Consider the following 17300-nt stretch of genomic DNA (forward strand, 5'->3'; position numbering starts at 1 on the left):
TGGTGCAGGACTCATCTCTGTGATCCCGACCAGCTTGCGGTGAGGGGGTATCCACTTGCAGGCATTTATTTGCCGCTAAGTGGGTACCCCCTTGGCGTGCGCCCAGTCAAGAGTGGCAAAGGCATCCCTCCGATTGCCTAGCCCATGGGCCGATCTCGCTCAGAACCAGTCTCAAAAGAGCTGCCTATCGGAACGAAAGCATGATGAACCGTCCCGGAAATTATGCCGCCAGAAAACTGGCGGCATAATTTCCGAGACGGTTCAATTGCTGGTGGGGCGGCTATTGTCAGTCTTATGCCCGTGGAATTTTTGACTGATGAACAGGCGCAGGCCTATGGAAGGTTCGCCGAGGAACCGACGCGGCCTGAGCTGGAGCGCTTCTTCTTCCTCGACGACGAGGACCGGAACCTGATCGCGAAACGAAGAGGCGACCACAACCGCCTAGGCTTCGCCCTGCAGATGTGCACGGTCCGGTACATCGGGCTGTTCCTGGATAACCCCTCGGCCGTGCCGTGGCCGGTCGTTGAGCATCTGGCGCAACAGCTGGAGATTGAGGATCCTTCCTGCCTCAAGGAGTACACCGAGCGGCCCAAGACAGCGTATGAGTACGCGTGGGTGATCCGCGATGCATACGGCTACCACCAGTACGAGGACCCCGCCCACGGGCGGATGTTCAGGGCGTTCCTGCACGGGCGGGCGTGGACGCACGCCGAGGGACCTGTCGCGTTGTTCAACCACGCGGCGGGTTGGCTGCGTCGGCACTGGGTGCTGCTACCCGGGGTGAACGTGCTGGCCCGGCAGGTTTCCGAGGTCCGTGCCATCGCCGAGAAGCGGCTGCACGCCACGGTTGCCAAGGCCGCCCTGCGGGCGGATCCGGCGCTGCCCGGGAACTTGGTTGCCACGCTGAAAACACCGGAGGACACCCGGTACTCGGAACTGGAGCGTATGCGTCGACCGCCAACGCGGACCACCGGCACCGCGATGAAGGGTGCGTTGCAGCGGGTTGAGGACATCGCCGCCTTCGGGCTGAGACGGCTGAAGCTGAAACAGATACCGCCGAACCGGCTCTCGGTGCTGGCTCGGTACGGGCTGGGCACCAAGGCCCCGAAGTTGGAGCGGACCGCGGAACCCAAGCGCACGGCGATACTCACCGCCGTGATGCGCCATCTGGAGGCCAAGGCGATCGATGATGCCCTGGATCTGTTCGAGATCCTCATGGCGACCAGGCTGATCAGCACCGCGAGGCGCGCCACTGACAAGCAGCGCCTGTCCACCCTGCCGCAGCTGGAGAATGCGGCACGGATCGTGGCAAGGGCAGCGAAGGTGTTCCTCGAGAAGCTGGAGTCCATCGAGGAAGCCGGGGGTGAGGTGGATGTGACCGCGCTATGGCGGGCCTTGGAGGAGATCGCGCCCCGGTCGGTGATGTCGGGCGCGGCCGCCACGGTAGTGACCTTGGTGCTCCAAGACGGAGACTCGGCACAAACCGCACTGCGCGGGGCGCCGGCACTGCGCTACAACACCGTCAAGTCGTTCTTGTCTCTTTTGGGTGAGACCTCGGCGCTGGAAGCCGCAACCGGCGGGGTAAGCATCTTGGCAGGGGTGAAGAAGCTGCCAGCACTCTCGCGCAGGAAGGTCGGCGAGAAGCCGCTGCTGCCCCGGGAGATCGACGACACGCTCGTGCCGCCGCACTGGCACAAGGCGGTGTATGCGAACGCCGAGCAACCGGAGGGGACGGTGGACCGCGACGCGTACGTAGTGTGTGTCCTGGAACAGCTCTTCCGCGCCCTGAAGCGTCGGGACATCTTCGCCTCGCCCTCGCACCGCTGGTCGGACCCACGCGCCCGCCTGCTGATGGGAACGGAGTGGGAGGCGGTGCGCGAGGACATCCTGGCCGGACTGAGCCTGGAGGAGGATGCCGAGGCGCACCTGCGGGAGTTAGTCGAGGTGCTGGATGCCACCTGGCGGCAGACGGCCGAGCGGCTCGAGGAAGCCGGTGATGACGCGAAGATCAGCATCGAGGTGCAGCCAAGCGGACGGGCGAAACTGAATGTGGAGAAGCTTCACGCGCTCGGGGGGCACGGGTTTGGGACCGCCGAGGCTGAGCATGGCCAGCGAGATCGGGGCCTCGGGTGATTTGAAGCCGAACGCGATCCGGGTGAGGAGGCGTAATTTCGTAGTCAACGATTCGATCCGCCCATTCGAAAGTCCAGGGCCTCGGCCGCCTCCTCGTACGGCAGTTTGACGACCAGCCGCTGTCCTTCCTTGAGGTAGTAGGCCCGGCCGAGCCCGGGGTCGATCTGCACGATCCAGGCGAGCTTGGTCTGCTGCTTTTCGGTCAGGTTCTCCGGGTTCTTCCACAGCGCGTAGCGGGAGTTCTTCACTCCGGCCGAGAGGGCGCTGGCCGCCCCGTGCGGTTTCGTTGGCGTCGATCCAAGCGCCCCGGCGGACCTCGTCGAGTGCTTCGGTGGCCCATTGGACAATTTGGAAGGAATCAGCGCAGAGGATGGCATCGGGGCAGCGCTCGGCAATAACGGCGGTGATCCAGGGGCCGCGTCCGCGTTGACATGGGTGATCCTGGCCGAACGCTCGTCGCCGAGGCCGTCGAAGAAAGTGCGCAGGGTGGCCTTGTCGCGGCCCGGTGCCGCCCAGAGCAGCCGCCGGGAATTGTGGTCGACGACCACGGTAAGAACTCCGGTTCCCGTCAGATTTGAGACACAAACGTCACCGCCGATTTTCCGCCGCTGAAGGAGCGCTAGCTGGTTTTGGGTTCGCGGTAGGCCAGGAGGCGGAGGGCGTTGGCGACGACGAGCAGGGTTGATCCTTCGTGGACCAGGACGGCCAGGCCGATGCCGATGGTCCCGGTGATGGTGGCCGGGATGAGGATCGCAACAACGCCGAGGCTGGCCCAGAGGTTCTGGCGGATGATCCGGCTGGACTGGCGGCTGAGGTTCACGGCGAAGGGGAGCCGTTGCAGGTCATCTCCCATGAGCGCGACGTCGGCGGTTTCCATGGCGACGTCGGAGCCGGCGGCGCCCATGGCGATCCCGACGGTGGCGTTGGCCATGGCGGGTGCGTCGTTGACGCCGTCGCCGACCATGGCGACCTTGTGTTCCCTGGCGCGCAGGTCGATGACGGCCGTGACTTTGTCTTCGGGCAGCAGATCGCCGCGGGCCTCGTCGAGTCCGAGCTTGCCGGCGACTGCGTCGGCGACGGTCTGGTTGTCGCCGGAGAGCATGATCATGTGGCGGATGCCGGCCTGGCGCAGTTGCGTGACGACCGTCGCCGCGGAGTCCCGGGGCGTGTCCATCAGGCCGAGGACGCCCAGGTACCGGGATCCCCGTCGTACGACCATGGTGGTCCGGCCTGCTGCCTCCAACCGGGCGGTGGAGTCGGCGATGTCTTTGGTCAGCGGCGAGCCGTCGATTTCCGTGAACAGCCGTTGTTTGCCGATGTGGATCTCTTCGCCGTCGATCACGGCGCTGACGCCGCGACCGGTGATGCTGGTGACTGCCCCGGCGGTGAGCAGGGGTGTTCCGTCCAGCCGGGCGCGGGCCGCCCTCACGATGGCGGAGGCGAGCGGGTGGTCGCTTTGCGACTCGACGGCGAGGGCGACGTTGAGCAGTTCGGATTCCTTGACGCCGTCAGCCGGTTCGACGTCGGTCATTTCCGGTTTGCCCTCCGTGAGGGTGCCGGTTTTATCGAAGGCGATCGCGCGCAGGGTGCCGAGGTTTTCCAGCGGGCCGCCGCCTTTGATGAGCAGGCCGCCGCGGGCGGCGCGGGCCAGTCCGGACAGGACCGCGCTCGGGGTGGAGATTGCCAGGGCGCACGGGCTGGCGGCGACCAGGACGGCCAGGGCCCGGTAGAGCGTGGCGGAGAAGGGTTCGTCGATGACGAGGCCGGCGAAGAGCAGTACGACGACGAGGATCAGCACGGCGGGGACGAACACGCGCTGGAACCGGTCGGTGAATCGTTGGGTGGGGGAGGTCTGGGCCTGGGCTTCGCTGACCATCCGCACGACGCGCGCGAGCGTGGAATCCTTGGACAGCCGGGTCACTGCGATCTCCAGTACGCCGGGCCCGTTGACGGTGCCGGCGTAGATGCGGCTCTCCGCGGGGATGTCCACCTCGTTGCGGGAGGCCTGCGGCCCGATCGGGGCCTTGTCCACGGGGATGCTCTCCCCGGTTACGGCTGACTGGTCCACGCTGCTCTCGCCAACTGTGACGTAACCGTCGGAGGGGATGCGGGTGTTGGGCTTGATGATGACGGTGTCGCCGATCCGTAGCTCCCCGACCGGGATCTCCTGCTCTGTGCCGTCGCGTTTGACGATCGCACTTTCCGGGGCGAGTTCGGCCAGCGCCTGGATGGCGCGCCGGGCCCGTCCCATGGCGTAGCCTTCCAGGGCGTGGCCGATGCTGAACAGTGCCAGCAGCAGGGCGCCCTCTGCGAGCTCCCCGAGCACCGCGGCGCCGGCGGCCGCGACCAGCATGAGGAAGTCGATTTCGAACCGTTTGGCCATCACGGTCTGGATGGCTTCCTTGAGGGTGTAGTAGCCGCCGAAGAAATACGCGGCGATGTACAGTGCCGTCGAGACCGCGTCCGGCACCGTAGGGCTCAGCCCGAGCAGGAAACCCGTGGCGAGGGTCAGGGCACACAGGATCGCGAAGATCAGCTCGCTGCGCTCACCGAAGATCCCGCCGTGCTTGTGATCATGGTCTTCGTGCGCTTCGGCCTTGGGTGCGGCGGCTTCGCCGGCACCTGCCGCGGGTGCTTTGGCGGGACCGGGCCGGCCTGCGCGCGGTGGTGTCCCGAAGCGCGTGAGAAGGTCCGTAATCGCCTTCTCCGAGGTCCGGTCCGCGAGGTATTCGACCGCGACGGACCCGGTGGCGGAGACGTGGGCCTCCGCCACACCGTCCAGGCTGCGCAGCCGCTGTTCGAGCAGCTGCGCCCGGGCGGGCCTGGAAATGCCGTCCACGTCGATGCTGAGGTGGCCGAAGTCGCTGTCCACCCGTACGCCCAGGGACACGGCCAGTTCACGGATGCGCTGCAGGCTGATGACGTCCGGTTCGAAATGTACGCACAGCTGGGCCGCTTCGGTGCCGTCCGCGCGTTTGACGTGCGCGCTCATGATGCCCTCCCGGGCCTGAAGGCCGTCGGTCAGCGTCTGGACGCAGGCGTCCTGTTCATCCAGTGCCTCCGGCAGCACGGTCTTCAGGTCAAGTTGGGTGTCGGTTGCCATACGTGGTCATTCCTAGTGTCAGGGCCGGTCTGGGTAAGGGGTGCGGGTATAAGGCGTCGGGGGTTACCCGAACAGGTCGCCGAGGAATCCGCCGCGCTTGCGGCGGTCGTGCCGGTCCCCGTGCCCGGAGTCGCGGCCGTCGTGGTGGCTGTCCCTCTGGTCCGGGTACTGGGGTCGGGGGTATCCGGGCGCGGGATTCCGGGCGGCGTTGAAGGAGCTTTCGGCGTCCATCAAAGACTCGAGCTCGCCCCGGTCCAGGAAGATTCCGCGGCAGCCGGTGCACTGGTCGATGACGACGCCGTTGCGTTCGTAGGGACGCATCTCCGCTCCGCATTTGGGGCAGGTGAGTGCGGTGGGTGAAGGGTTCATGATGGCTCCTGATGGGTGGGGTCGGTGGGGGGGGTCAGTGGTGGCAGGGGTTGCCGTGATGGCCGGGGAGTGGCTGGCGTGGGTGATCGCCATGTCCAGCAGCATCCGGACGTGGCTGTCGCCGAGCCGGTAGAAAACGACGCGGCCCGCGCGGCGGGTTTCCACGACGCGGTGCGCGCGCATGAGCCGAAGGGCCTGGCTCACCGAGGATTCACTCTGGCCGCTCACCGAGGCAAGGTCGTGCACGCAGACCTCACCGGCTTCGAGCAGGGTGGCGAGGATCCGGACCCGGCCGGGGTCGCCCATCAGCCGGAACACAGCGGCGACCCGTTCGACATCCTCCACCGAGGGCAGCGCCCCCTGGAGGATGTCAACCCGTGCCCGGTCGCCGCCGTTGTCCCGGGACCCGGAAGGGCCGTCAGGGTCGGGGATGGACTGAAGTCGTCGGCTCTGTTGACTCATATGAACATCTTATCATTTGAGCAGATGTAAGCAATGGGCGGTTCGTCGTCGGGTTTTTCGGGGGCGCGGATGTGTCCTCCGGGCACGCCGGCGGTGGAACTGCATGGTTTGGGCTGGTGTCGCAACTTCTTTTTCGCATCCACACTGATCACGGTGTCCCCGGTGGCCATGTGCTGGCGGGCCTGATCGTTGAGATACACGAACTGTCCCTCGGCTTAATCCGGAGGCTGGCCGCCCTCGGCGGTCTTGACGTTGGCCCGCAGACTGTAACCCTGCTCGCGCAACAGCCTTCGGACCACGAAATCACTGACCAGATGGCCTTCCCCGCGGAGCTCAGCGGTCAGCTTCCGGATCAATTTGGAGTCCATCGCAGGGGCGACATCGGATCCCCGCGGGTAGCCGGATCGATCAGCGATTCAAACGCCGCGGTCAGAGCTCATCATGCGTTTCGGCCCGTTTACGGCCGCCGCCGGGCTTACGTGAACGCCCCGACGAGAGCTCCACTCCGCTCGCGGCTTCCGTGCGTCCGCACCGCACCGTATCCGCGGCAACGCCCGTGGCACGAGCAACTACACCCACTCCGCCCGAGCCCAACTCCGCCGCTTCCGCACCCAACCACATCCTCCGCTGGAACTCCGACAGATGAGGCCGCAGAACCTCAAACCACCGTGCCACCGACTCCGCCAAACCCGCCTTACCACAACAGTAATGGCGCAACCACCAAAACGAGGTTAATTACTCACAAGCACTACGTACAACTGGTCTGGGCGGAACCCCCGCAGAGGAGGCGGGCACCGCGGACCTGGCGCTCGACGCCCAACCAACCCAAGGATCACGCGGCAACCGGGTTACACCACACCAATGGGCTTGACCGGCTGGAATCGATGCCTTGGCAGGTGGCTACTTCCGGAGGCTTTTCTGGACTTTGTGACGGCGGATGACAACACCTGCGCTGTGAAGCACCAGCCCCACACCGCGATGACGGCCAGCGATGCGAATGTCAGGGTCTCGTCCTTGGAAATTTGCCCAAGAATATTGAGGACGATGCCGACGGCGACCGCTCCCATGGCGCCAAAAGACCCACGGATGCGTCAGGAGAGCCCCAGATACAGGGCATATACCCAGAGACTAACATGGGACGACGCAGTTGATTCCCTGCCGACGATTCTTGCAAATAGTTCTCGAATCGGCGATCGGAACCGCCATTCCCGACTGTGAATTATCCGCCAGTCTGAACTAACAGTCACAGCAGCAGGTCAGCGGCTGGTGTGTCCGGTGGAGGACCGGCATACGGGACAGTTCGCGTACGTCGTAGATTTCTCAGAGTTAGCCGTCGATCCGAACCGTTAGGCTTTCTGGATGGACCCTTTGAATCAGCCCGTCTTGGATGCCTTGGAATTTCGTCTACGCCCATTCGAGGCCAAGGATGCTGAGCTGGTTCGAGAAGTATCGGTCGATCTGTTGATTCCTTTGATTACGACTGTTCCAAGAAACGGCACGGACAAGGAAATACTCGATTTCATCGACCGGCAGCACCATCGGCTTGTGGATCGATCCGGATATTCATACGCCATCGCGGATGCAAGCTCTGATCAAGCACTGGGCCAAATCGGACTGTGGCTGAAAAATTCCGGTCAAGGCCGCGCCAGCATTGGATACTGGGTTGCCCCTCGTCATCGAAACCAAGGAATAGTCTCTACCGCCCTGGATGCCTTGTCAGGGTGGGGGCTAAGCCTGCCAGAGATACACCGGTTGGAGCTTTACGTCGAGCCTTGGAATCAAGGTTCTTGGCGAGCTGCGGAGCGCTGCGGCTATGCGCCAGGAGGGGTTGCTGCATAGTTGGCAGGAAGTCGGCGGGCAGCGTAAAGACATGTACATGTACTCCCGCCTCAAATGAGGTGAATGCGAACTGAGACATTCCGAATGTTACTGAACTCGGGTGGCGTTCCCGGTGCCCGCTCAGCGTTCCCGCTACGGGCACAAGACGGCTGTGCAGGCAAGTGCTGAAATTTGTGCAGACGGGTACTGAAAATGACATCAGCTGACCCGGGGTGACGGGGCGCCGAACGTCTCAAAAAGTCGCCCCACCGTAAAACGTCTTACCTGCCGCGGTGCCTTTTAGGAGTTTCTGAGCCAAAATGAAGGCGTGAGACATTTGGGATACACGCGGGTGAGCACCTCAAGCCAAGATGCGCAGCTGCAGCTCGACGCGCTGGTCAAAGACGGGGTGCAGAAACGGGACGTCTTCGCGGACCCAGCCACCAGGATCCGTGCACTGGAAGGCAACCACCGACTCCACCACAAATGGGAAGTCTTCGATGCCCGCAAAAAACGTTCCGTTATCGCCAATACAGCGGTCGCCCGGGAACTCGCCAGCTGGTGCTGGTCCCTGGCCGCACCCCTCCAACAGGGCGAGCAAGCACCAGGAGGCCGCATGAACGCGGCCTAACAAACGTGCCTTCCGGGCTGTAGCGGACGTGACGTGGCAGCACCTTGGGGCTAACTCGAGACACGACTATGGGCAAACGGCCTATACCGTTGACGCCCGACTTTAGACATCGATACGCCCCAGCCGAACAATTGTCCTGCGGTAACCAACCCGCGTATATCAGTCTGACACTGCAGTCGAATACAAGACTCGCCAGCACGACCACCACGCCCGGACGGCACCCCACCAGCGGCCCCCACCAAAGAAGTAGGGAGCCGCTCACCACTGCCCCTTGACAAACGTTTCTACATATCAGCCGTCACCTCATCATCGTTCACGCTTGAAAAGGTTCCATAGCCTTCTTGCATCAAGCGCGCCGTTGAGTCCCTGACTTGCCACGACCGCCACCTTGATTGCATCGGCGGAGGCAATGACTCAACGAGAGCGCCTCCGACTGCTTCGGAGAATAGGGCTGCCGCTACGACCAGGAGGGCCATCGCGCCCACTGTCTAGGTTGGTGAGGACGGATAGTGACTATTTTGTCGCGGCGGCAAGTTTTTGGCGGAAATCTGCTTCGCTGGTGATTTCGAGTTTTTCTCCATCCAAGAAGAAAGTCGGGGTTCCTGTCACGCCGAGGGCCTTACCGTCAGCGATGTCCTGACGGATCCTGTCTTTTGTCTTCTCATCCGCAACGGCCGCATCGTAAGCCGCCATGTCCAACTTGAGCTCCTCTGCGAACGTCCTGAACAGGGGGGCCCTGGTTTCCTGTTGTTCGCCCCACTGCGCCTGCGTCTGGAACATCTTCGAGTACATCTGTTCATATTTGCCTTGTTGTGCAGCGGCCTCAACCGCCAAAGCGGCAGTGGCAGAATTCGTGTGACCGGGTAGTGGGAAGTAGCGGTTGACGAAGGTGATCTGGTCTCCGAATTCTTTCTTCAGGTCTTCAACAATCGGATACATCGCTCCACAGGCTTCGCATTCGAAATCGAGGAATTCCACGAGTTGGGCTTTCTCTGTGGTAGGTGTGGTGAGTCGGTGGCTGTCCTCTCGCACAAGTTGAACGTCAACTGTCGGTTGCGTGGTTGCCTCCAGAGCGGGCCGGTTTGCGGTAAAGACGGCGTACCAGATGATGCCAGCGGCGACAATGGCGCCTAGGAGTATCCAGACGACCAGTCTGGCTTTCTTCGCCACGGCATTCTCCGGATTGGGTGTACTAGTTGGTTTCTGTGTCATCGTGTTGGCTACTTTCTTGGTTTTTGTGTTCTAGGGATTCAATGTGGAACGTGGAGTGTTCGACCTTCACGGGGACGGAATATGTACTATTTGGCTAGATCTTCACAGTGCTGATGTGCCGAGGAATGCGTCAATGAAAGCAAAGAAGATACTCGCGGCTGCGGCCACATAGATCACTGCGACGATGAGCCAACCAGAGTCACCCAAGAATCGCGCCACCGGGATGGGGACCTTGATGGCTTCATGCTCGATGTTTCGGATCGTGACCCAGACGAACAAGGGAATCATGACTGCCCAGACGACCATGCATAAAGGGCAAAGAACATGGATCGAATACAAGGCTTGAGACCATAGCCATACAACAAAGGCAAAGCCGAGAGTGATGCCGATCTGCATTCCTATCCAGTACCACCGTGCAAATGCTGCACCGGAAATCAGCGCCAATCCGATGGCGATGATGATGGCGAATGCAACGATTCCGATGAACATGTTGGGGAAGCCAAATATGGAGCTCTGCCACGTCTGCATGACTTTCCCGCAGGACACCCACGGGTTGATATCGCACACTGTTTCATAGCCGGGGTCCTTGAGTACCTCGAGTTTCTCCAGAGCCAACGCTCCGGAAGCCAGCCAGCCAACGGCCCCCGTGGTGACGAGGAGCCAGCCAAACGGTTGGGTGCGGACCTGTCGTGGAATTTCGGGTCGCCCGGGAGGATACCCACCGGCGCCGTCGCCGAAGTTCATTTTCCCAGTGGAGGCGGAGTTGGTAGTCATAGGATCAGGAGTCCTTCAGGTTGATTCATCTGATTTGGGGTCTTCAGACCGGCGTCAAATACGTGCCGGAGAGGTTCTGTAACTGGTAGATCCATTTCATCCAGAGTCCGCTGACCATCATGAGGCCCAGGAGAATCAGCATGGATGCTCCTGCGATGTTGACGATGCGAATGTGCCGGCGGACCAGGCCCATGACCTTGGTTACCCAGCCCAATCCGAGGGCGACGAGCAGGAAGGGGATGCCGAGGCCCAGACAATAGACGAACGCCAGGAGCGCACCTCGCCAGGTGCTGCCGGAGGTGACGCTGAGGGCCAGCACGGCGCTGAGCGTGGGACCCATACAGGGTGTCCAGCCAAGGCCAAAAACGATGCCCAGCAGCGGCGCCCCGCCGAGCCCGGTCCTGCGTGTCAATGACAGCTTGCGGCTTTGTTGCAGCCAGGAAAATTTCCCCAATAACACTAGGCCCATGACAATGACGACGACGCCCATGATGCGCATGAGCGGGTCCTGCCAGCGGACGAGCCAGGACCCGATCATCCCGAAGGCAGCGCCATACAGGGTGAACACGGCACCAAAGCCGAGCACGAACAATCCGACCCCGGCAAGTACACGACGCCGGTTCTTGGGTTGGTTGGGGTCAGTTAGGCCCGAGACATAGCCGAGATAGCCGGGTACGAGCGGCAAAATGCATGGAGACATGAACGAGACGATCCCGGCAATGAGTGCCAGGGGCATCGCTACGAGCAAAGCCCCTGAGGTTACCGTGGTGGCGAAGAACTCTCCGATACTCATGACGTTATGAGCTGGCCGGGCGAAAGGTTGCGCCGCCGTCGGTGGAGATTTGAACGCCGGTGGTGGTTGACACCCAAATCGAAGGTTTACCGGAACTGTTCTCCACTGCGGTTACGGCCTCCACCTGGCCAGAAATGTTCCCTGTTGCAGCCCAAGTTAGCCCCGTGTCGGTGGAGAGGAAGACGTTGCCGTCCGTTGTGATACCCACTGCTTCCGTGGGTGCCTTTTCAGTTGGTGTGGCGATTGCCACAAACTGGATGGTCGGCCCTTTCGGAACAAGTTGCCAGGTCCTTCCGCTGTCGGTGGAGCGCTGGAGGCCGTCTTGGGTCGTGGCCAGTACTACTGTGGAGGCGGGGCTGCCAGCCAACACAGTAGGAGTGAAAGAAGTTGCCGATGTGGTCCAAGACTTTCCGTCGGAGCTGGTGCGCAGCTGACCGTCGAAGGCAACCAGGGAATTGCCGCTGACGGTGAGCGCATGGAAGTCGGACTCACCACCTCGGGAGATTTCTTGCCAAGTCTTCCCTGCGTCCGTCGACTGTATGAGCCCAACAGGATTCGGCAGCGAGGATCCGGGTCCGGGGTGACCGGAGGCGAAGAGAACATCAGGTTCGGCGGTGGCCGTAAACCCCATCAGGTCGATGGTGGTGTCACTGATCTTTGCGGCGGTTTTCGTCGTGGCGTCATACAAACCATCGTGGGTGGCCAGCAGGATCCTAGACGATGCTGGGTCAACACTGATGCCATGCACATGATCCGACTCAACGGCTGCCGAGGGTGTGGGGCTGACTTGAGTGGTCGATGTTGTGCATCCGGCCAGGACCAGCGGCAACGCCAGAACCAGGGCTGCAATTGGGTTGCTGACACGGGCAGTAGTGCGGGGTTTCACGGGGTACTCCAAAAGACGAGGGAAGAGAGTGGGAACAATTCGAAGGACGTGGGTTCCAGTGGTGATTCCAGCGCGCTGCGGACCGCCACCGGCATTTTGCCCTTACCCTGGGTCACAGGGAGGCGAGCAAGTCCTTCATGGCCTTGATTTATTTTTCTTGCGCGGCAACAATGCTCTTGGCCAAAACGACAGCATCAACGTTCTCGCCGCTGGCGAGCTCCTTGTAGACCATTTCATTGACGCCTTCGTGATGGGCGCTCATCTGGGTGAGGAACAGCTTGCTCACCTCGGTGCCCTCGGCGGCAGGGAGCTTGTCAAGGTCCTCCGAGGTCCTCATGCCGTTCATGGAATTGTGGTCCACTACGGCTGTCGGCTCGGACCACCCGGTCAGCCAAGCATTCATCATCACAATTTCCGGGTTTTGGGCTGCCGTGGTATTTGCGGCCAGTGCGGTGATCTTGGCGTCAAGGCCGGTCTTGCCGAGCATGATGTCGCCCATTTCCACGGCCTGGACGTGGTGCGGGATCATCATTCGAGTGAACGTTGTGTCGGCAGAATTGTGATCCGCCTCCGTGCCCGATGATTGTGAGGCCAGGGGTGAGCTGCCGCGCTTCAAGTCGGACTTGGCTCCGCCATCGTTCTCTGTGGAACATTCGGCTACTGCCATCATGGCGGCAACAACCGTGGAAGTAGCGACTAGCGGTTTTTTCATGATACAACGTCCTTCATTCCAGCTTCTGGATATGCAGCGAGCGGCCTCAGTTTGAGGGCGCGTCAACGAGGACCCGTGAATAGTCCACGGGTCGATTCGTTGGTTTACGTTCTGCTGATCGAGAGTTGCTTTAATGATGGCGGGTCAAGGGGACGGTCCGCAGCCTCGTGTATTGGCGCGTGCAGGAACGCCGCACCCGGGCCAAGATGAGTGAGCGTTCCTGGTAGCGGAACGCTCACAGATGCGGAACCTATAGCTGGCGTGCAGTCGCTGTGAATGGACATGTTAGCCGTATGCTCAGTGGCCGGACAATTGAGGGCGGCCCTGACAGCCGTTGGACTGTGCAGGGCGCTGTGGGCGACCGCAGTGTCTGCGAAGTTGTCGCCGTCAAGATTTACATGACTGGAAGCCGCGGCAGATTCCGTGCTCATTTGGGTTGCTGTCATCGATCCGCTAGCTACAATATGAATGCTCAGAATACCGCCGATTATGGCAATCACTACGGCGAGGAATCCGCCCCAGCGCAGGAGGACCCCTGCCGCGGGTAGGTCATGGATCATGCGCACGGTGAAGTCCCTTCTGTTCATAGCTTCTGCTGTTTCATTTGTTGTGTATTGTATGGGCGGAATCTGGGTGAAAGCTGCGAAACGGCTTGGGACGCGTCAGAAGCGATGAGCTTGCGCCTGTGGCTTGGGTATCGGTTGAGAGCCAACAAGATCGTGGTGAGCATCTTGAGCGCGTCGCGGGCCACTGGGAGAAGGGGAGTCCACCGATGGATGGTGCTCCTTCGGCGGCTTGGCAGTTGGGGGCTTGGAAGTTGTCATCTTGGTCCTTGTTACCGACTGTAACCGAGACATCAATGGGTGGCTCGTGAAGAAGCGAACTATCTAGGGCTAAGGACTAGCGGAGCTGCGGGGTTAGGTGAAGTGGGCTGCGAGTGTCAAGAATCCGGTGAAGGCTCTGCTGTTGATGTGTCGTGCGCGGGAGGCCCCTTGTCTGGGTGCACGGAAAGCGTGCGGAGAAATGCTTCAACGTCGTCAAAGTTGATAGCTGCGAACATGCCTACTGCGGCCAAATCTAGTGTCATATCGGCGAGATCTTCTACGGGTGAAAGCGTTGACCGCCGGCGTTTTGCGCGGCGCCCAACGCCCGTCAAGCGGGTCATCTAGGGTTGCGGAGGTGGCCGGGTGGTTATCAATGTACCCAGAATGTAGAGCCCTACCCCAACGGTGACAAAGGCGTCGGCGAGGTTGAAGGTGGCAAACCAGCCGGTGTGAAGGTAGTCCACGACGCCGCGTCCGTCGAGCCGGTCGATGAAATTCCCTATGGCGCCACCTATCAGCAGTGCCGCGCCAGTCAGGGAGAGGCCAGTCATGGCGGGTGCGGTTTTGAGGGCATGCCAGACTAGGGCGGTGATGATCAAGCCCGTGGCTGTGATGACGACCCAGACTGGAAGGCCCGATCCGAGGCTGAAGGCGACACCCGTGTTGTGGAGCAGGCGGATGTTCATCACCCCCAGCTCGACCGTCGCTCCGGTCGCGAGCAGGGTTTCGGCCAGTGCCTTGATGGCCAGGTCGACACCGGCCAGTACGGCCACCCAGACGAGCAGCCCGGTCCGAGTCCTGCGGGCGGCTCGGGCGGGTGCCGCTGGCTGCGCCGTGGTTTCGGCGCTCATGCTGCCGGTTCCAAAGCGGCGTCGGACTTGGCTGGCTCGAGCACAGTGGTACGACTCAGTCGCCCCGCCCGGACGCCGTTGGCGATCACGACGATTTCGGCCAACTCGTGAATAAGGACCACGGCGGCCAAGCCGAATATCCCGAACAGTGCCAGGGGGATTAACACGGCGATCAGCACCAGGGACATGCCCACGTTCTGGAGCATGATGGTCCGGGTCCTGCGCGCGTGGTCTAGGATCCTGGGCAGGTGGTTCAGGTCCTCGCCCATCAGCGCTATGTCAGCAGTTTCGATCGCGACGTCGGTACCCATCGCTCCCATTGCGATGCCGGTGTCGGCGGTCGCCAAGGCGGGAGCGTCATTGACACCGTCACCGACCATGGCTGTGGGCTGGCGGACCTGGAGCCTGCGAATGATTTCCGCCTTTTCCTCGGGGCGCAGATCCGCGTGGACTTCGCTGATACCCGCTTCCTTACCCAGTGCGGTCGCGGTGATGACATTGTCACCGGTGAGCATGACCGTGGTGTACCCGGAGGCTTTCAGCCGAGCGATAACCTGCCCGGCTTCGGGGCGCAACTCGTCCCGGACCGCGATGGCACCAATGACTTTTCCTGCTGATTCGATAAGGACGGCGGTGGCACCGGCGTGCTGCATCCGCTCGATCTCCGGGGCCAGGGGGCCGGCATCGATCCAGCCGGGACGGCCGAGCCTGACAGGTTCACCCTCAAACAGACCCGCTAGGCCAGCACCGGGTACCGTGTCTACATCGGTCACGACGACTCGATCCGGAGTGGCGGCAAGGATGGCGCGGGCGAGCGGGTGTTCGCTGCGCGATTCCAGCCCGGCGGCAAGGGCTAGCACCTGCTCCCGTGTGGCGGACCCGGTAGCCAGGACGTCGATCACGGCAGGTTTGTTCCGGGTCAGAGTGCCCGTCTTGTCTAAAGCTACGGTGCGAATCCTGCCGAGCATTTCGAGGGCTCCACCACCCTTGATGAGCACCCCGATACGGCTGGCCGCACCAACCGAGGCAATAACCGTGACAGGAACGGAGATCGCCAGTGCACACGGCGAGGCTGCCACCAGGACAACCAGGGCGCGTTCGAACCACAGCAGCGGCTCGCCAACGATGAAACCGAAGACGATGATCAAGGCTGCGGCGATTAGGATGCCCGGAACGAGCCTTTTGGCAATATTGTCAGCCAGACGCTGCCCAGGACCCCTGCGTGACTGCTCGGCCTCGACGATGTGCACGATCCTGGACAAGGAGTTGTCCTCAGCGGTGCTGGTTACTTGGACCTCCAGTGGCCCGGTGCCGTTAATGGATCCGGCATAGACCTCGGATCCCGGTCCGACCTCAACGGGCACAGATTCACCGGTGAGTGCCGAAGTGTCCAAAGAAGTCCGCCCGGAGATGATCCGGCCATCGGTGGCGAGCCGTTCCCCGGGTCGAACGACCATGACATCTCCGAGGGTGAGGTGCTCCGGTGACACCACAATTTCGGCACCGTTACGCAGGATGGTCGCCTCAGCCGGGACCAGGTCCAGCAGAGCCCGCAGACCCCGCCGTGTTTTCGCCAGCGAGTACTCCTCCAACCCCTCAGATATGGCATACAGGAAGGCCAGCATGGCAGCTTCCTCAAACTGGCCAAGGGCCACAGCGCCTGCCGCGGCGATCGTCATCAGCGTACCGACCCCAATCCTGCCCTTGGCCAGGCGTCGAAGCGTCGAGGGGACGAACGTCCACGCAGCCACCAGCAGCGCCCCGATTTCCAACGGAAGCATCAACCATTGAGGTCCGTCGGCTAGTCCTGTGATCCACGCTGCCAATAGGAGCACGCAGGACACCGCCGCTGCGCGAACTTCAGTTACCTGCCAGAATCCGAGGATGTCATCCGACTCTTCGGAAGTGCCGGTTTCTGGTTTGTCATCGCTGCAGCCGCAGGCATCACTCATCGTGCGCTTTCCTTTGTCAGATCGGCATTAGTGCTACCAGTGCCGTAGTTCGGGCACAGGCTGACGGCGTTTCCGGTGGCGGCAAGCAGAACCTCAGCCTGGGCGAGCATGTCCATCAACTCCGGACGGGACAGAGAGTAATGGACACTGCGGCCCTGCACCCGTCCCTCGACCAAGCCGCAGTCCCGCAGACAGGCCATATGCGCCGAGACCGTAGACTGTGCCAGGCCCAGCTCCCTGGTCAGGTCACTCACCCGCACCTCCCCCCCGGCCATCCGCTTCACAATATTCAGCCGGGTAGGGTCGCTGAGGGAATGGAACAACGCCGTCGCGGGATCGAGCTTGGCACAGGAATCCGGAGAGATCTCCGATTGAATCGTCATGAGACGATTATAGCGCTGTTAAATGCTATTATCGGCCGCGTGCTGCAAATTCGTGATGGTGGACTCGCTATGAGAAGTAAACGGTCACCGCGTCCCCACTAGTTTCCAGAACCGGCCAAAAGACGGCAAGTCTTTTCCTCAGGCCAGTCGTTCTTGACATCCAAGCAATGCCGCCGCTCTCGGATACGACCGGTACCCTGGTTACTCCCAAGCCCCGTCGTCAAAGACCACCGCTGGTCAGGAAACAACCCCACCGAAATCGAAAGACTCCGCCACGCCATCCAGTAATCATCCCAAACAGGGATTCCAGTGCCGCATGAGAACCTCAAGCGGCACTCCCCTGCGTCACCGCAATCCCAACGAAAATTTCCCCGCCCACCACTGCGGCCAGCACTCA

General features: G+C 61.9%; 17 protein-coding genes and 1 pseudogene. 3 read left to right on the top strand and 15 right to left on the bottom strand.

Going from position 1 to position 17300, the window contains the following annotated elements; translation table 11 throughout:
• The first annotated feature begins 294 nt into the window (after positions 1-294).
• A complete protein-coding gene (locus AB0O97_RS06240) occupies positions 295-2133 on the top strand; it encodes a DUF4158 domain-containing protein (RefSeq protein WP_363881079.1) in 1839 nt (612 codons plus the stop codon).
• On the opposite strand, the pseudogene AB0O97_RS06245 reads toward AB0O97_RS06240, so the two are convergent.
• The 5 genes and pseudogenes from AB0O97_RS06245 to AB0O97_RS06265 all read right to left on the bottom strand — a co-directional run.
• A pseudogene (locus AB0O97_RS06245) lies at positions 2065-2771 on the bottom strand (transposase); the annotation flags it as partial. The gene AB0O97_RS06240 and the pseudogene AB0O97_RS06245 overlap by 69 nt on opposite strands.
• The gene (locus AB0O97_RS06250) at positions 2753-5236 is read right to left on the bottom strand and encodes a heavy metal translocating P-type ATPase (RefSeq protein WP_104111924.1); all 2484 of its coding nucleotides are present in this window, start codon (positions 5234-5236) and stop codon (positions 2753-2755) included. The pseudogene AB0O97_RS06245 and the gene AB0O97_RS06250, both read right to left, overlap by 19 nt.
• A 63-nt stretch (positions 5237-5299) precedes the next feature.
• Complete coding sequence (locus tag AB0O97_RS06255; protein WP_363881082.1) at positions 5300-6067, bottom strand: metalloregulator ArsR/SmtB family transcription factor; 768 nt, start codon at positions 6065-6067, stop codon at positions 5300-5302.
• Positions 6068-6282: 215 nt separating this feature from the next.
• Positions 6283-6423 (bottom strand): hypothetical protein, encoded by a 141-nt coding sequence (locus AB0O97_RS06260; protein ID WP_253598160.1) that lies wholly within the window; start codon positions 6421-6423, stop codon positions 6283-6285.
• A gap of 492 nt (positions 6424-6915) precedes the next feature.
• The gene (locus tag AB0O97_RS06265) at positions 6916-7134 is read right to left on the bottom strand and encodes a hypothetical protein (protein WP_253598159.1); all 219 of its coding nucleotides are present in this window, start codon (positions 7132-7134) and stop codon (positions 6916-6918) included.
• Positions 7135-7426: 292 nt separating this feature from the next.
• Between AB0O97_RS06265 and AB0O97_RS06270 the strand changes: the two genes are divergently transcribed.
• Positions 7427-7906, top strand: coding sequence for a GNAT family N-acetyltransferase (locus AB0O97_RS06270; protein WP_253598158.1), 480 nt, complete (start codon positions 7427-7429; stop codon positions 7904-7906).
• Between the two features lie 307 nt (positions 7907-8213).
• Positions 8214-8516: a hypothetical protein gene (locus AB0O97_RS06275; protein ID WP_104111929.1), complete on the top strand. Its 303-nt coding sequence runs from the start codon at positions 8214-8216 to the stop codon at positions 8514-8516.
• Positions 8517-9029: 513 nt separating this feature from the next.
• On the opposite strand, the gene AB0O97_RS06280 is transcribed toward AB0O97_RS06275, so the two are convergent.
• The 10 genes from AB0O97_RS06280 to AB0O97_RS06325 all read right to left on the bottom strand — a co-directional run bounded on the left by AB0O97_RS06280 (position 9030) and on the right by AB0O97_RS06325 (position 16903).
• Complete coding sequence (locus tag AB0O97_RS06280; protein WP_104111930.1) at positions 9030-9728, bottom strand: thioredoxin domain-containing protein; 699 nt, start codon at positions 9726-9728, stop codon at positions 9030-9032.
• 102 nt (positions 9729-9830) lie between these two features.
• A complete protein-coding gene (locus tag AB0O97_RS06285; RefSeq protein WP_253599502.1) occupies positions 9831-10472 on the bottom strand; it encodes a vitamin K epoxide reductase family protein in 642 nt (213 codons plus the stop codon).
• Between the two features lie 73 nt (positions 10473-10545).
• Positions 10546-11295: a cytochrome c biogenesis protein CcdA gene (locus tag AB0O97_RS06290; RefSeq protein WP_104111932.1), complete on the bottom strand. Its 750-nt coding sequence runs from the start codon at positions 11293-11295 to the stop codon at positions 10546-10548.
• Between the two features lie 4 nt (positions 11296-11299).
• Positions 11300-12181, bottom strand: a complete 882-nt coding sequence (locus AB0O97_RS06295) for a F510_1955 family glycosylhydrolase (RefSeq protein WP_253598157.1) — start codon at positions 12179-12181, stop codon at positions 11300-11302.
• Between the two features lie 148 nt (positions 12182-12329).
• A complete protein-coding gene (locus tag AB0O97_RS06300; RefSeq protein ID WP_104111933.1) occupies positions 12330-12893 on the bottom strand; it encodes a DUF305 domain-containing protein in 564 nt (187 codons plus the stop codon).
• Between the two features lie 104 nt (positions 12894-12997).
• Positions 12998-13480: a DUF6153 family protein gene (locus AB0O97_RS06305; protein WP_104111934.1), complete on the bottom strand. Its 483-nt coding sequence runs from the start codon at positions 13478-13480 to the stop codon at positions 12998-13000.
• 353 nt (positions 13481-13833) lie between these two features.
• Positions 13834-13980: a hypothetical protein gene (locus AB0O97_RS06310; RefSeq protein WP_181036217.1), complete on the bottom strand. Its 147-nt coding sequence runs from the start codon at positions 13978-13980 to the stop codon at positions 13834-13836.
• A 78-nt stretch (positions 13981-14058) separates the two neighbouring features.
• A complete protein-coding gene (gene lspA, locus AB0O97_RS06315; RefSeq protein WP_104111936.1) occupies positions 14059-14568 on the bottom strand; it encodes a signal peptidase II in 510 nt (169 codons plus the stop codon).
• Positions 14565-16520: a cation-translocating P-type ATPase gene (locus tag AB0O97_RS06320; RefSeq protein WP_104111937.1), complete on the bottom strand. Its 1956-nt coding sequence runs from the start codon at positions 16518-16520 to the stop codon at positions 14565-14567. Before AB0O97_RS06320 ends, lspA begins: the two co-directional genes overlap by 4 nt.
• Positions 16517-16903, bottom strand: coding sequence for a metalloregulator ArsR/SmtB family transcription factor (locus AB0O97_RS06325; RefSeq protein ID WP_104111938.1), 387 nt, complete (start codon positions 16901-16903; stop codon positions 16517-16519). The genes AB0O97_RS06320 and AB0O97_RS06325 overlap by 4 nt, the downstream gene beginning before the upstream one ends.
• Between the last annotated feature and the right edge of the window lie 397 nt (positions 16904-17300).

Origin of the sequence: Specibacter sp. NPDC078692 (genome assembly GCF_040686835.1) — a bacterium.
GTDB lineage: Bacteria > Actinomycetota > Actinomycetes > Actinomycetales > Micrococcaceae > Specibacter.

Bases quoted from the DNA above. Each gene is read 5' to 3' on its own strand.
- AB0O97_RS06240 (WP_363881079.1), top strand. From the start codon at position 295: ATGCCCGTGGAATTTTTGACTGATGAACAGGCGCAGGCCTATGGAAGG.
- AB0O97_RS06305 (WP_104111934.1), bottom strand. From the start codon at position 13,480: ATGAACAGAAGGGACTTCACCGTGCGCATGATCCATGACCTACCCGCG.
- lspA (WP_104111936.1), bottom strand. From the start codon at position 14,568: ATGAGCGCCGAAACCACGGCGCAGCCAGCGGCACCCGCCCGAGCCGCC.
- AB0O97_RS06300 (WP_104111933.1), bottom strand. From the start codon at position 12,893: ATGAAAAAACCGCTAGTCGCTACTTCCACGGTTGTTGCCGCCATGATG.
- AB0O97_RS06250 (WP_104111924.1), bottom strand. From the start codon at position 5,236: ATGGCAACCGACACCCAACTTGACCTGAAGACCGTGCTGCCGGAGGCA.
- AB0O97_RS06285 (WP_253599502.1), bottom strand. From the start codon at position 10,472: ATGAACTTCGGCGACGGCGCCGGTGGGTATCCTCCCGGGCGACCCGAA.
- AB0O97_RS06270 (WP_253598158.1), top strand. From the start codon at position 7,427: ATGGACCCTTTGAATCAGCCCGTCTTGGATGCCTTGGAATTTCGTCTA.
- AB0O97_RS06310 (WP_181036217.1), bottom strand. From the start codon at position 13,980: ATGACACTAGATTTGGCCGCAGTAGGCATGTTCGCAGCTATCAACTTT.
- AB0O97_RS06280 (WP_104111930.1), bottom strand. From the start codon at position 9,728: ATGACACAGAAACCAACTAGTACACCCAATCCGGAGAATGCCGTGGCG.
- AB0O97_RS06325 (WP_104111938.1), bottom strand. From the start codon at position 16,903: ATGACGATTCAATCGGAGATCTCTCCGGATTCCTGTGCCAAGCTCGAT.
- AB0O97_RS06290 (WP_104111932.1), bottom strand. From the start codon at position 11,295: ATGAGTATCGGAGAGTTCTTCGCCACCACGGTAACCTCAGGGGCTTTG.
- AB0O97_RS06255 (WP_363881082.1), bottom strand. From the start codon at position 6,067: ATGAGTCAACAGAGCCGACGACTTCAGTCCATCCCCGACCCTGACGGC.
- AB0O97_RS06320 (WP_104111937.1), bottom strand. From the start codon at position 16,520: ATGAGTGATGCCTGCGGCTGCAGCGATGACAAACCAGAAACCGGCACT.
- AB0O97_RS06265 (WP_253598159.1), bottom strand. From the start codon at position 7,134: ATGGGAGCGGTCGCCGTCGGCATCGTCCTCAATATTCTTGGGCAAATT.